A 14,235-nucleotide genomic window follows, 5' to 3' on the forward strand; every position below is an offset into this window, starting at 1 on the left:
TCGCCCCAATTAAATTTGAGAACCAATAAAGAAGTGCAATCGAATAGGACGGCCCGGATCTGAGATCCCTGAGGCGATGTCTAAACGAATCGGCCCAATTGGGGATTGCCAACGAATACCTAAACCCACGCTATATGCTGCGGAGTTACTAAATGTTTTATCAAATGCATTACCAAAATCGGTAAATACAGCGGCTCTCCAGCCCGGTTTAAATTGATAGTTATATTCTACTGAACCAACAGCTAAAGCTTGACCACCAATGCGGTAGCCATTTTCTTCAGGCGATAAAGTTTTATAATCAAAACCTCTTAAACTTTGATCACCACCCGCAAAAAAGCGCAAGTTATATGGCACATTATTAAAATCATCGGTAAAGATATAAGCCACTTGTGCACCTAGCACAAATTGATGATTATAGTTTTCACCTAAAGAATATAAAAAGCCCCAATCAGCACTTAAAATTGCCATATTGGCATCTGAAACTACAGATTTTGAGCCGAGCTGAATTTTATAGTTTTGCTTAAAGCCTTTGACTGGATTAACTGCATCATTACTGTCTGTTTTAGACAATTGATATCCAAATAGAAGCGCTTGTTGGTTCGGATTCGAGCCTGGTCTTAAAAAAGCAGCCGGAATATCATCTGAATTGACATTACCAACTTGCTGAATTTTATCTAAACGATAGCGAAAACCAAAAGTATGTTGCCATCCCCCAATTGGGTTACGAATAACACGCTCTGCACCTGCGATACCACTTTGAATCGTTAAGCTTGTGCTTGGTCCAACGCCAGTAAACTCTTCTCGCTCATAGCCTGTGACCAAATTAAAGTAATCATTAATTGGATGCTTATAAGGAATGGTATAGTGCGTATCAATGGCCTGCCGAATCTGAGACAGCTCCATGTTGGCATCAAATGCATGTCCATAACTGTTCACAATGGCACGGCGGTATTGTGTACGTAAACGAACACCTGTATCTGTACCAAAACCGACACCCAATTCTGCACTATTTAATTTGTCAGCATTTAAGGTCACAACCACAGGAATTTCTTTCTTTTTTCTTGCATCAGCTTTCATAGCTGCCAGTTCATTATCGTCTTCTTGTTGATCTTGCTGATCGACCACATCATCTTTTTTATTTTTTGACGTTTTATTTTCTGTCCCTGCAAAGCTTTTTTCATCTACCACATTTTGTTTAATAGGTGGTGTTGCAACCACATCTGCTTGATTGGCAATTTCATCATCAGGATTGGTAGCAAGCGCTTCGCCTTTGGTAATTTTCCGCTCATCAACGAGTTTTTGTATGTCAGGTGGTAACTCTTCAACTTTAGTGAGTGGATCAGGTTTAATGGTTTCAACCAAGCTCCAATTAAAGTAACGACTGTTCGTTAAACCATTGGCCAAGGTATTAATACGCCAAGAGGTATAATCATCACCCGGTTGCCAAGGCACTAAGCTTTTTAATACGCTCATACGAAGCGGAAAAGGTTTTTTCGGATCACTCATCCGAAATTCAACATTGGCTAATTTATAACGCTCGCCTGTTTCATACTTTAAATTAATATCAGCCACATTTTCTGGACGTTGAATTCTTAAATCATGTAAGCGCCAATAACCATCAAAATAACCATTGTCTGAGGCGACATCAGTGATACGAAGCTTGGTTTTATCATAGCTTCCTTGATTTAAAATACTTCCAACATCAAGCTCTGGAATTAAACGAATAACTTGAAATTGTGGTTCATTTTCCCCAGCACCTGTAAATTCAATGTTTTGTGATTGAACTTTAACAGGTTCATTCGGAGTCACAATCACCTTAACTTTGGTGTTACTCAACTTCTGAAACTTAAAGGTTGCATCATAATATCCCACAGCTTGGGCAGCTTGTGTGGCTTGCGATCTTAACTGTGGCAATGCAGCGGTATAATCTTCAAATGCTTCTTGTGTGAAGGTCGATAATTTATTTTTGATATTGGTTGCAAGTAGTGTCTCACCTGCACCTTCCACTTCAGCGGTAATTTTAGGTATTGAAAAACTGGTCGGTTTGAGCTTTGCAACTAAGCGTTTGAAAAAGCCTTTTTCTTCTTTCTTTTCAGGCTGAATCTCAAATGTTGAGTCGTTAAAAATGGCACCTTTGGTGCTGCTATTGCCTTCACGGGCATTTTTTATATCATTATTGTGTGCAGCTTCAATTGACTGACGAAATTCCGTCACATTCACAGCTTGTTCATCAATTTGTGTTAACTGTTGTTGGGTCTGTGGTGAAATACCCGTATTAATAATCGGCTGATTGGCTTTTCGGTTATCAATAGCTTGTTGTTTTGCAGCAGCAGCAGCCTGGTCAATTTCTTGTGCAATTTTAGGATCAACGGTAGATACAGGTAAATTTTCAAGTTCACTGAGATCAATGGGTTTAAAATCCGTTAAAGCAGGGTTCTTTTGTTGCTGCTCTAATAATTGCATACTGTCTGTAGCAGATTGATTTTTTAGATCTTGTGATGTATCTAGTGATGTATTTTGCGTTACACTTGGTATTGAAGCGGAGCCTTTCTCTGATTCTTGTGCAGTATCTTTGCGTTGATCCAATGATGGTGGCTCTTGTTGGGCATTGGCATATGATGAACAAAAGCTCAATAATATGCTCACGCAAACCAAATGATGCAAGTCACTTATTTTTAATATCGATTGGACATGCTGCACAAGTAATAACTTTTTAAAGTGTGTTTTTAAAAGCATAGAGAACAACAACCAGTTTTTTTATTGTCGGAATGATGTTGATCTTTGAACAAACACAAAGCCTTCATACATCAATATTCTTTATATCATACATCATTTTAATAATGAGATAATCTCTTATCAACAATAATGCAGTATTTTTGAGCGTATATACATATGGAAAAAAGACAATCCTTGATGACATCACGACGTTTTTTGCCGATGTTTTTTACTCAATTTTTTGGCGCACTCAATGATAATGTGTATAAACAGTCTTTATTATTGGTCATTACTTATGGGATTATTCAGCAGACCCAGAATAATGTCAGTATGCTCAACAATTTAGCTGCCCTGTTATTTATTTTACCTTATTTTATTTTTTCAGCGACCGCAGGGCAAATTGCAGATCGTTTTGAGCGGGCAAAACTTATTCGCCTAATTAAGTTATTTGAAATTATTATTATGTTGATTGGTTCGATTGGTTTTTTAATTGGACATATTTGGGTGTTATTGTTTGCATTGTTCTTAATGGGCATTCATTCTACCTTTTTTGGCCCCATCAAATATGCCATTTTACCTGAAATTTTAAAACCTGATGAACTCATGACAGGCAATGCATTATTTCAAACAGGCACATCCCTTGCCATTTTATTGGGGATGATTTTAGGTGGTACTGTCATTTCACTTTCTGCAGGTTCACTCATTTGGGTCTGTGCAACTGTCATCATCATTGCCGTTTTGGGTTATTTATCAAGCCGTTTTATTTTGACGCAACCTGTCAATGATGCAAATTTAAAAATTGATTGGCATTTCTTTCGCACCAGTTGGCAAACTATCAAATATGCAAAAAGCCTTCCCCTCGTTTACTTAATTCTGCTTGGTAACTCATGGTATTGGTTTTATGGCGCATCTTATCTCACTCAAATTCCTGAATTAACCCACCACTATTTACATGCCTCTGAAAATGTAGTCAGCTTACTACTGACATTATTCTCTGTGGGAATTGGTATCGGCTCATTATTGTGCCGTAAAATTGGTGGATCTGAAGTTAACATCAAAATGGTGCCTGTGGGTGCGATAGGTTTAACCATTTTTGCAATATATTTATCGATTGCTTTACATTATGCACCCCATTCTGATGTTATCTTAGGCTTAGCTGATGTGTTTACACACGGTCTAATTTACTATCATGTGATGTTTGCAATTATTTTATTGGGCATCAGTGGTGGTTTTTATATCGTGCCGCTTTATGCATTAATGCAAGTGCACTCACCGTCTTCTCATCGAGCACGTGTAGTGGCTGCAAACAATATTTTAAATGCTGTTTTTATGGTGTCATCAGCGGTATTTTCAATTTTAATTTTAAGTGTCTTAAAATTAGATATGACGGTATTGTTTTCTATTACAGCAATATTTAGTGCTTTTTTCTGCGTTTGGTTGCTCAAAAAAATAATACCATTACTTCAACAATCTAAGATACCCGAGGATTAAACCATGCGTGATTACTCAAGTATCGATCGGCTCATTCAGTCATTTGATCAAAGCTTACGAAGCCTCGTGCCCGGTGCAACAACTGCACATCGTGCCAATCCAGCACATAACCATGATGCAAAATTAACAATCAAAGAAGCACGACATGTAGCAGGCTTAATGCGTGTTAACCACAGTGGTGAAGTTTGTGCGCAAGCGCTATATCATGGTCAAGCATTAACAGCAAAACTGCCGACAGTAAGGCAAGAAATGGAACATGCTGCCGTTGAGGAACAAGACCATCTTGCATGGTGTGAAGACCGACTGATTGAACTTGATAGCGTGCCAAGTTTGTTAAACCCTATGTGGTATGCCATGTCGTTTACAATGGGTGCATTAGCAGGTTTGGCAGGCGATAAATACAGCTTGGGCTTTGTGGCTGAAACTGAACGACAAGTCAGCTTACATTTACAAGATCATTTGTCTCAACTGCCTGCAAGTGACCATCGCTCGCGAGAAATATTATTGCAAATGAATGAAGACGAGCTTGCACACCGAAATGCTGCAATTCAAGCCGGTGGTGTTGAGCTTCCACCACCCATTTGTGTAACCATGACAGCCATCTCAAAATTTATGACCAAAACAAGCTATTACATTTAACCACTTGGCTTGGCAATAACATAGGGCTGATGCAATGCCATCACACCCTATGTTGCATTGGAATAATAGGCTTAATGCAATAGGTCATATGCTCATGCTGATCAATTTCTAATTCTGCGTGCTGCATAATTTCTGATAGTGGTAATTTCACATCAAATGTTAATGGCATTTTTTTTAGATTAAATTGCCATGTTTCACTTTCTTGCCATGCAATTAAATCAATATCCAATGACACACTATGTGAAGGACGAACTCGCCCAGCTTGATGTTCTAAGTCTTTCAACAGTGTAATGATTTGACCTTTGGTATAGGCCTTAGTTTTTAATATACATGCACCATTTATATAACCTTCTCCCACCCCATCTCGGCATGGAATGTCAAAAAACTGTGACAATGTCAGCTCTCCAAGACTTGAGAGTTGTTCAATCGCCCAACCAATATGCTGCTCGGCCTCTAAATTACTAGCGAGTGATAGCGCGTAAATCATTTCTTTGGCGTTCAAGGCGAATCCCGACCGATTGTGCTTGCGGAATAATTGCAGGCTTACGGATTGTAATTATAATTTTGTCTATACCACCAAACGCATTAAATAATGCTTCTAAAACCAATTGAGCCGCATGCTCAATCAGTTGTGGTTTTTTAGTTTGAATCGCGACAGCACTCATTTCACAAATTTCAGCATAATTTACCGTATCATCAAGCTCATCAGATTGCGCTGCTTTGGATAAATCATGTGAAATTTCTAAATCTAACAACAATGGTTGATAAATTTCTCGCTCCCAAGCAAAACAACCAATCACTGTTTCGACTTTTAAACCTTCAATTAGAATAATATCCATGCACACTACCCATTACGACCATGAAAAATCACCATATTATTTCATATGCAAACGCTGATCTGCATAAATATCAGTATATGGCGCAAGTACTTTCATAAATCGATCAAAATATAAGATTTGCTTAAACAATAACGCAAAATCACGAGGAAAACGGATGCCGTGCTGTTCACCTACCGTGACAATATCAAGCATAATATGGTTTAAATCAGCAGGATTACTTGCCAATATTTTTTGCGGATCCGCTAACACTACACCATTAAACAAACGCTCAATATCTTGTGCCAATGCATGGGTATCCACTTGGCGATGTGTCATACCCATATCGAGCATACTTTCAGCCATCGCCTGATAATTGGTATGTTGCAATGCATCCATAAACGTTAAGCTTGCTGACCATACTTTGGGTTCTAATTGTCCAACAATACCAAAATCAATAAAACCAATTCGCCCATCTTCAAGCAACATTACATTGCCTGCATGTAAATCAGCGTGAAAGCTTTTACACATGGTCAAGCTACCAAACCATGCGTTCATGGTACTGATTAAAACTTGTGATGGGTCTTTGCTATATTGTTTAACCACTTCAAAGTCAGTTAATGGCACACCATATAAACGCTGCATGGTTAAGACACGGCGGGTGGAATGCTGACGATAAACATGTGGTGCTGTTACATGCTCTACATGTTGGCTGTGCACATAATTTAAGAAGTCATCAATATTGTTCGCCTCTTCAATGAAATCAACCTCACGAACCATACGGGTTTTAATTTCTTCTACAATATCGGCAAGGGATGCAAATTTAATTTTAGGTACAAAACGCTCAAGGATTTTTGCAGACCAATGCAAAACTGTCAGGTCAGTATATAAAATATTTTCAACCCCTGGTTTTTGGACTTTGATGACAACTTGCTCGCCTGATACCAATTGTGCAGCATGCACTTGAGCAATAGATGCAGATGCCAACGGAGTTTCATCAATTGATGCGAAGATCTCTGTTAAAGGACGCCCTTCAAATTCAGTTTCAAGTACATGCTGAATATAACTAAATGGCAGTTTCGGTGTTTGGTCTAAACAGCCTTGAAACTCCTCAACAAACTCACGGGGAAATAAAGAAGGTGTACTGGCAATAAACTGCCCTAACTTAATATACGTAGAACCCAACTCTTCAAATGTCTCACGCATTAATTTTGCAGGGTGTGGCTGCTGGGCAGCATATTTAATCCCTGCTTTCACAGCAACAAATGCTGTCTTACCTACACGTGTGACCGACTGTGCGCCGTTTATTACAGTATTTTTATTCATAAATAATCAGTTCAACCCTTACCACTCTATTGATATTAGCAAAAAAACAAATATTTATGTTATTTTGTCGCGCAGATCAAACAATTTTCATCTTTTTCAAACTGTACAATGCGTTGGGTCATGTTTAAGCCATTCCAAACCAAGAGCTTTTGCTGAAGTGGGCGACGTTCTAGACCTAAATAAAGCAATGCATGATGTGCTTGTAATGCACCAATCACATTCGGTACAGTAGCTAAAACACCACTATTGTGACAAGTCAAAGTATCATTGACACTGTCTTGAGGAAATAAGCATTGGTAACACGCTGTTTCCGATGTAGCCATCATAATTTGCCCATGATAACCAATGGCAGATGCGCTTATTAAAGGAATTTTCATCTTCATCGCGTACTGATTGACTAAATACCGCGTCCCAAAATTATCACATCCATCTAAAATTAAATCTTGTGTCTTGAACAATTGCGCTATATTTTCATTAACTACAGAATGGCATAAGCTAACTACATCAATGTGAGGATTAATCTGTTTAATCTTTTGTGCCAAAATATCAGCTTTATAATATCCAATATGGTTTGGCTCAAATGCCAACTGCCTTTGTAAATTACTGGTTTCTATTTTGTCATGATCAACAATAGTGATTTTTCCTACGCCTGCACGCGCTAATAACTCAGCAACAATACAACCTATTCCACCTGCCCCAACAATAAGTACATTTGACATATTTATTTTTTCTTGGGCTTGTAAATCCCAATCTTCAAGCAGTATTTGCCGACTATATAAATGTATTTCATCATCTGACAACTCTTGCCAATGATCAGTAGAACGATTATCCATCTTCAGTATCCTGCGGTCATGCGCTTACCATAACAAAAGGGCGATATTTGGTCTATGCCTAGCTTGGCTACCCATTGATCTAATCACACATGAATACATCATCATTATTAAAACAAACTTTTTATTTTGTTTTATATGCATGACTTACCCCAAATCACCATTGATTTGTTTAATAAGTCTCTTTTTTATGTTTAAATGTGAATTAAATATAGTAAAGGTACACAAGAATGAATAAACTGTTTTTACTCACTGTTTTAAGCGCATTGATTGCAAGTTGCGGTACTGTCGGGAATGCTGTAATTAAAGACACTTCTTTAGCCAATAAAGCAGCATTTGCTTTAAATACCACAGCAGATCGGGTCGCTATTTCAAATAGAACATCTTCAATAGATTCTATTAACTTTGTAGCAACAACAAAAGGGAAATCGTATCAATGCTATATCACAACTGTTGCTGGTGTGATTAATTCAAGTGCGATATGTTCTGGATCAAATTCAGTAAAAAATAACAATCAACAGTGTAATGCCTTATTAAAAGCCGCGGGCCGTTGCTAAAAATTTATGCCAAAAGCTTCACTTGCTTTTGGCTACTTATTTTTAAAACTCAGTGATTACACAACTTTATTTATTAAAAACAATCTTGCCTGCCTCCAACATTGCCCTTGTCATTTACACAGCCAATTCATTCATATCATCAAATTATCTTTCTTTTATCGCATTGAATATTTTATAGTCATTTGATGTATTCTTCTTTATGCAATACTTGCTTTCATTAACATCTATCGCTATGATTCACTGCATCTTAGGGGTATAGCTCAGTTGGTTAGAGCGCTACGTTGACATCGTAGAGGTCTCCAGTTCGAATCTGGATACGCCTACCAAGATTTATCAAGGGTTTACAAGCAAATTCAATGACTTGTGAGCCCTTTTTTTATGTTTAATGCTTAATCCCCTTTCCTTTGTTATATACTCTAAAAACATCAAAATAGACACTTTTTGTCTATTTGTGAATTACTGATTTATTCTGCACTCGCACCAATTGAGTTTTTTGAGCCTAGCGAGTTAAAAGATAATAATGTGAGTGGGGAGGTGTTTACTGAGGTGGTTTTTTTAAGTATCAATTATCTGATATTTTTACAACAGTGCTTTGTTGAAAAGCATAAGTGCTATCATCATTTTTAAAAATCTTAAATCTAACGTAGTATTTTTGATTTAAATAATTCATATATTTTATAGTAAGAACACCAGAAAGCTCTTTATCAATTGAAAACTGTACTACATCGCCATACTTTAATTGACTACAACCCTTTATATAAATAGCACTTTCTTGCAAATATCTAGCTTCTCCCCCTATGTTCTTTATTTTTATGGTATTACTATTTAAAGCTTCTAATATAAAATATGGCTCTCTTTGATTCATTTGAACCTCTTGCCATTCTAAGTTTTTTTGCAGTTGTTCTTGCAATATTTTCACCTGATTTTCTTGATGTTTTCCAATGTTTTTCTGCTCTTCAACACTATTTCTTTGCTCCTCTATACTATTTTTTAACTCTTTACCCTGTTGTAAATAACCCATAATCAACCAAAAAAATGCAAGCGGTGAAAATGCACCTGCTAAATAGTCACCCCATTCATTTAGCTTACTGGGTTTATCAATACTAGAACAAAAAATTGGCACAACTATAACAATACCAACCCATATAAATGTGACTATCCAAGACCAATGAAGTTTTTTCATAGCTTATTTGTGTATAAAATATAATCTCAAAATTATACATGGATTAGATTTTATCTATGAAAAAACTTTACTTAGCTGATGTTTAAGTACATTTATAATTATGGGGTGTTCAAAACTTGAAGAGTCAGCACAGTCGCAACAGGAAACCATCGCAAAAGAACCCAGCCAAAGTGATTTAGCTAAAGCACAAGATGAGCTCATTAAGTCTAACCCTTCTTTAGCCCCAGCAACAAATAATCTAACACCAGAACAAGCCAAGCAAGCTGCTCAAAAAACTTATGACAATCCATTAAATGAAAAGCTTTCATTGATGATGCATTTAAATTAAAAGAGATAAAAACACTTGACCAGTATTTTATGCACCCTAAAGACTCTATGTTCCTATATGATCAACTCTATGGATGTTTTATTAAATTCAAATTTATTATCTTGCAATCTTTCAACCATTATATCGACAATAAAAAACTGCCCACCATCTAAGTCATTATCAATACTTAATTTATGAATAGAAGCTTTTTTTGAAGACAACAAGGACTTTTTCAAGCGAATATAACTCAAGATCAAAATCATGATCAGAAAAAACTTGTGCATATACAATGAAATTTAAATCCATTTAATTTTCGTCAATTTCCAAGAAAAAACCAAACAGTCTTGCATCATGTAATTGAGAGTTTATTTTGTTCAAATTTATCTATCATCGGAACCTCAATCTCAATATAAAAGAAATTAAAGTATTAATTAACTAATCCAAAAAAAATCTCTCTTATGATAATCATTTATAAAAAGTCTAATAAATCTTTTTTGATCATTATTAAAAACATGATTATCAAGATCCCATCGAAACTCTAACCTATAAAGAAAATGATCTATAAAACTGTTGTTATTTTCTGGCTTTACCAAAACATAGTAGATTGCTGCGGGGAGATAAAACTTAAATCCTTCTGAATCTAAGTAACTACATGAGTCACTAAAATAGTATAAATATTCATAAGTTATATCTTTCCACGTTTTTATATTCTCGTTTGGTCTAGTGCGTGAAGTAGCAGCAATAATACCAATTTTTTGATAAAAATTAGGATAATCCATGTTGTATGCTAAAATTAAATTTTCAGCAGAAAGGTTTACTGCGGATAAATATTCGCCATCTACTTCATCATAATATCTATAATGTGTATCATAAAAATCACATTCAAATAATGAACGGTGATTACCTAGCTCTTTTGTAGGGAATATATCTTGAATATGTTTTAATTTTAAATCCATATCAGTTCTCACAATAACTTAAAGCTATTCTATCTTCATTAAGCCTTTTTATATGATTTTCATCTGGTGGCAACCAGCAAGAGTTTTCATTTACTCTTGCATTTATTAAATTTCTGAAAAGATTAGCATTAGCAGCCTTTACAGCTCTATCAGTTATTTGTTGACAGCTTTTACCTCTTGTAGCAGTTTTAGCATCTCGTGTTGCTCTAGTAATTGGATAATGAGATTCTTTAGAACAAATCCAACAGTCGCCATTTTTATTTCTTATTCCACTTGGGCAGTCATTAGGTTGCTTCGTTTGTGCTTTTTGTAATTTAGCATCTAACTGAGCAGCTAGAGATTTTTTCTTTTTCTCATCATTATCAACTAAATCTTGGTTTGAAGCAGCAATATAATCTTTAGCCGCAGAATTTTCCTGATTCGCTAGATTAATAATTTTATTTGCTATAGTTTTCAGAGATAAAGTTTTAGATTTTACCCTTGAATTGTATTCGTCATTTGATGTACGGGAAAAATAAACAGACCTTAGAGGCTCGCTTTCTTCTCTTTTATTCCCCCAATAACATTCATATTTTTCTTTAAGATCTATGCAGACGGTTATAAAGTAATTCCCCTCACCTGGATATTCATTGAGACTACGTTTAAGATGATTACGAGCCTGAGTTAACGTATAAACATCACCATAATCAAAAGGAGAACTGTATTTATACTTGGGAGTATTCTGGTTGTTTTCTTTTAAAGTATAATTAAGATTTTGATTAAAAATAATAAAATCTTTGCCATTTGGTACGGCTTGCATCATAGCAGCCATAGCTAATTCTGATGAGCCATCTTTTATAAGATATTTTACAATCTGAGTTGTGCTTGAAGATATGGATATTGTGCTTTCAAAAACCCTACCTGCGGCTTCTTTTGTCACATCATAGGTTGTTGTTACTCCATTTTGTACAGGATTCCCAAAACTCCAGCCATCAATGATGGCAGTAGCATAGACACATTGAAACTGCATCACAAAAATTAATGTGATGACTAAAAATTTCTTAAAGTAATTCACTTTCATTTCTTAAATATTCATGTAAAAATATATGTGATATATTAGACATTTATAATTAATATTTCATATTTATTAACATTTATATTTTAATGAGATATTTAAGTCACATTAATTAAAAGTAAGCTATTTAAAAAGCAGCCTATCTCTTTTGGTAGCAACAATCTCTTTACTCAGTAGCCCTCCTTGACGCTGCTCTTGTTGAATAATCGCCCTTACCGCATTACCAATCATTTGACCTAGTTGTTTTTGGTTGTCTGTACTTGCACCGGATGTTGATACACCTGAATCAGTTACATTCACCTCAATATTTATACTGCCGTGCTGTTGATTGCTATTGTTTAACTGACTGGTAATACTCGATCCACCGACCACACCGCCATCAGAATAGCCTTTGATACCCTTTCGGATACCTTCAACTGTACCAACACCGCCAAGTCTTGCAACATCAGCTTGTGAGAATACAACCTCGCATTTATGGACTACACCTGCAGGTTCAAATACACCACCATCACCAGTATAACCACCGCTAGAAAATCCTACAGAAACAGCTTCAATACCGGCTTGCAACACACCTGTTTTTACAGTTGCGAATGCTACAGCTGGTAAATTTGCAGGAAAAGGGGCTGAACTCCATGCAGCGGATATTGCTGCATAACGATTCATAATTGCACTAGCTAGGTTTGCTGCTTTCTGAGCGGCTAATAGTGTTTTATAGGCAGCACTTGATTCACTGCATAGCCTTTGACTAAATCAGCCATACCTCCAAACATTGTGCCATATGCTGATAACTGTTCAGATGTTTGAGTTATAGCTAGCTCTTTTGCTTTTTGCGAATATTTCTCTGTAATTTCAAATTTTTGAGCTTCATACAACTCATGAGCTTGATTTAGCAGTTCTTGGAGTTTTTGAGCATCTGCAATCTCATAGTTTCCATTTTTGTCCTGTTTATTAATATCATTAACAGAAGTATTATGCTCATCATAAGCTGCACTCAAGTCGATACTATATTGATTTTGAAGATCCCATGATTCATATTGATTGCTTGTCAGTTTGACTCGTGCTTGAAGATCAAGGCTACTAGCTTGCGATTTACCTAATTGATCTACCATTTTAGTTTGAAGCTCTTGCACTTTTAATGCTTGAGTTTTTCTAAAAGTATCAATTTCATAAGTTGCCTGTTCATCAATACCACGTTTAGCAATTATTTTTTGCTGTTCGCTAATATCTGTAGATGCATCAATAATCGCTTTTTTAACTTAGGCAATAAAAAACCCACCGTTTGGTGGGCTATTATCTGGGTTAAACTAAAGATTCGATGTGTCTTTATCTATCTGATTATTAGGCACATACTGAATAGCTAAAGGTAATAAAATATTTGATAATGATTTGTTTAACTCAATGGTAGTAGTCGCAGTTTTCCACGTTACCTTAGTAGATATTTTATATTGTGGGTTACCATATTTTTGAGTTAATAATTGATTAATCCTTTCAAATCAAAAATTAATTAGTGATGGAATGTAAGGCTCGATACTAGATATATTTACCTGTATCAACTTATCATAATGATCAAAAAGAAATAATACTTTGTACTTGTCACCAGCGATAATAACAGTATCAATTCCGACTTTTCCCCAACTATTTAAATACTGTTGTGCTTCTATTAGTTTTGCTCTGTCCTTTTCAACATTAATAACTTGCTCTGGTGTCATCCCCCATTCTGTTTTCCCATAACCCAAGTTTTTAGCATACGTTAAAATAGGCAATAGCAAACATATAATAAGTATTATTCTTCTAATATATCCTCCTACCTAATAGCTAAGACAAATATAATTTATTGAGCAATAAAAAACCACCTCGAAAGGTAGCTTTAGTTAAAGCGAGTAATACCTTTTAATTTGGCTTTACACTAACAAGATCTAGAGTCCATTCAGAACCAAATCTATTGTTTAAATAGTTTTCTATTTTTTCCTTTTGCATAGCAAAGCTTTTTTCTGTAACCACTAAAGCATTTTTCCCGCCAGAGACACCAAATCCACTAATACCCTGTAATGCAATTTCTGCTGTGCTATTTATCGATAAATATACACTAGCCATACCATCTGTTATCAATTTGTCGCGGCCACGAACTCTAGGACATTTACTTTCAGGAATCTTTACTACAATAACAAATGATTCAGTCACCATACCAACCAACATAACTAATAAAATCATAATACTATAACAAGTTTTTATTTTATTTGAATAGTTATTAAGATCGAAACTTGTATTTGCAGGGATTTAACTGTGATGGACTTTGAATTGCCTTTTTATGCTTGTAATACGACGCAGTAAAACCGATAGTCATGCCAGAAGTGATTACAAA

General features: G+C 35.7%; 16 protein-coding genes and 1 tRNA gene. 5 read left to right on the top strand and 12 right to left on the bottom strand.

Annotated elements, in window-relative coordinates:
• Positions 1 to 9 precede the first annotated feature (9 nt).
• Positions 10 to 2,736: an autotransporter assembly complex protein TamA gene (locus CFY84_RS03580; protein WP_088822816.1), complete on the bottom strand. Its 2,727-nt coding sequence runs from the start codon at positions 2,734 to 2,736 to the stop codon at positions 10 to 12.
• Between the two features lie 156 nt (positions 2,737 to 2,892).
• Here CFY84_RS03580 and CFY84_RS03585 point away from each other — a divergent pair, with 156 nt between their 5' ends.
• Both CFY84_RS03585 and coq7 read left to right on the top strand, forming a co-directional pair.
• On the top strand, positions 2,893 to 4,206 hold the full coding sequence (locus CFY84_RS03585) for an MFS transporter (RefSeq protein ID WP_088822817.1): 1,314 nt from the start codon (positions 2,893 to 2,895) through the stop codon (positions 4,204 to 4,206).
• Positions 4,207 to 4,209: 3 nt separating this feature from the next.
• Positions 4,210 to 4,845: a 2-polyprenyl-3-methyl-6-methoxy-1,4-benzoquinone monooxygenase gene (coq7, locus tag CFY84_RS03590; RefSeq protein WP_088822818.1), complete on the top strand. Its 636-nt coding sequence runs from the start codon at positions 4,210 to 4,212 to the stop codon at positions 4,843 to 4,845.
• A 40-nt stretch (positions 4,846 to 4,885) separates the two neighbouring features.
• On the opposite strand, the gene CFY84_RS03595 is transcribed toward coq7, so the two are convergent.
• The 4 genes from CFY84_RS03595 to CFY84_RS03610 are packed head-to-tail and all read right to left on the bottom strand — an operon-like array spanning position 4,886 to position 7,819.
• Positions 4,886 to 5,347: a 2-amino-4-hydroxy-6-hydroxymethyldihydropteridine diphosphokinase gene (locus CFY84_RS03595; RefSeq protein ID WP_088822819.1), complete on the bottom strand. Its 462-nt coding sequence runs from the start codon at positions 5,345 to 5,347 to the stop codon at positions 4,886 to 4,888.
• Positions 5,307 to 5,684, bottom strand: a complete 378-nt coding sequence (gene folB, locus CFY84_RS03600; RefSeq protein ID WP_088822820.1) for a dihydroneopterin aldolase — start codon at positions 5,682 to 5,684, stop codon at positions 5,307 to 5,309. The genes CFY84_RS03595 and folB overlap by 41 nt, the downstream gene beginning before the upstream one ends.
• 36 nt (positions 5,685 to 5,720) lie before the next feature.
• Positions 5,721 to 6,986, bottom strand: coding sequence for an ABC1 kinase family protein (locus CFY84_RS03605; protein WP_088822821.1), 1,266 nt, complete (start codon positions 6,984 to 6,986; stop codon positions 5,721 to 5,723).
• A gap of 59 nt (positions 6,987 to 7,045) precedes the next feature.
• Positions 7,046 to 7,819: a HesA/MoeB/ThiF family protein gene (locus CFY84_RS03610; RefSeq protein WP_088822822.1), complete on the bottom strand. Its 774-nt coding sequence runs from the start codon at positions 7,817 to 7,819 to the stop codon at positions 7,046 to 7,048.
• Between the two features lie 227 nt (positions 7,820 to 8,046).
• Here CFY84_RS03610 and CFY84_RS03615 point away from each other — a divergent pair, with 227 nt between their 5' ends.
• Both CFY84_RS03615 and CFY84_RS03620 read left to right on the top strand, forming a co-directional pair.
• A complete protein-coding gene (locus CFY84_RS03615) occupies positions 8,047 to 8,373 on the top strand; it encodes a hypothetical protein (RefSeq protein ID WP_088822823.1) in 327 nt (108 codons plus the stop codon).
• 249 nt (positions 8,374 to 8,622) lie between these two features.
• Positions 8,623 to 8,699, top strand: a tRNA-Val gene (locus tag CFY84_RS03620).
• Between the two features lie 236 nt (positions 8,700 to 8,935).
• Here the strand turns inward: CFY84_RS03620 and CFY84_RS03625 are convergent.
• Positions 8,936 to 9,556 (bottom strand): hypothetical protein, encoded by a 621-nt coding sequence (locus CFY84_RS03625; protein ID WP_088822824.1) that lies wholly within the window; start codon positions 9,554 to 9,556, stop codon positions 8,936 to 8,938.
• Positions 9,557 to 9,656: 100 nt separating this feature from the next.
• Here CFY84_RS03625 and CFY84_RS03630 point away from each other — a divergent pair, with 100 nt between their 5' ends.
• Positions 9,657 to 9,884, top strand: coding sequence for a hypothetical protein (locus CFY84_RS03630; RefSeq protein ID WP_088822825.1), 228 nt, complete (start codon positions 9,657 to 9,659; stop codon positions 9,882 to 9,884).
• A 410-nt stretch (positions 9,885 to 10,294) separates the two neighbouring features.
• Here the strand turns inward: CFY84_RS03630 and CFY84_RS03635 are convergent, their stop codons facing one another.
• From CFY84_RS03635 to CFY84_RS03660, 6 genes are all read right to left on the bottom strand, one after another.
• Positions 10,295 to 10,819 (bottom strand): DUF6714 family protein, encoded by a 525-nt coding sequence (locus tag CFY84_RS03635; protein ID WP_088822826.1) that lies wholly within the window; start codon positions 10,817 to 10,819, stop codon positions 10,295 to 10,297.
• A gap of 1 nt (position 10,820) precedes the next feature.
• A complete protein-coding gene (locus CFY84_RS03640; RefSeq protein ID WP_088822827.1) occupies positions 10,821 to 11,879 on the bottom strand; it encodes a hypothetical protein in 1,059 nt (352 codons plus the stop codon).
• Between the two features lie 117 nt (positions 11,880 to 11,996).
• Positions 11,997 to 12,536, bottom strand: coding sequence for a phage tail tape measure protein (locus tag CFY84_RS11290; protein ID WP_088822828.1), 540 nt, complete (start codon positions 12,534 to 12,536; stop codon positions 11,997 to 11,999).
• A 35-nt stretch (positions 12,537 to 12,571) separates the two neighbouring features.
• On the bottom strand, positions 12,572 to 13,003 hold the full coding sequence (locus CFY84_RS03650) for a hypothetical protein (RefSeq protein ID WP_088822829.1): 432 nt from the start codon (positions 13,001 to 13,003) through the stop codon (positions 12,572 to 12,574).
• 363 nt (positions 13,004 to 13,366) lie between these two features.
• Entirely contained in the window at positions 13,367 to 13,636 is a 270-nt protein-coding gene (locus tag CFY84_RS03655) for a hypothetical protein (RefSeq protein WP_143218754.1), read from the bottom strand.
• Positions 13,637 to 13,763: 127 nt separating this feature from the next.
• Positions 13,764 to 14,084, bottom strand: coding sequence for a hypothetical protein (locus CFY84_RS03660; RefSeq protein WP_228149588.1), 321 nt, complete (start codon positions 14,082 to 14,084; stop codon positions 13,764 to 13,766).
• Positions 14,085 to 14,235: the final 151 nt, after the last annotated feature.

It is taken from the genome of Acinetobacter apis, assembly GCF_900197575.1.
Classification (GTDB): domain Bacteria; phylum Pseudomonadota; class Gammaproteobacteria; order Pseudomonadales; family Moraxellaceae; genus Acinetobacter; species Acinetobacter apis.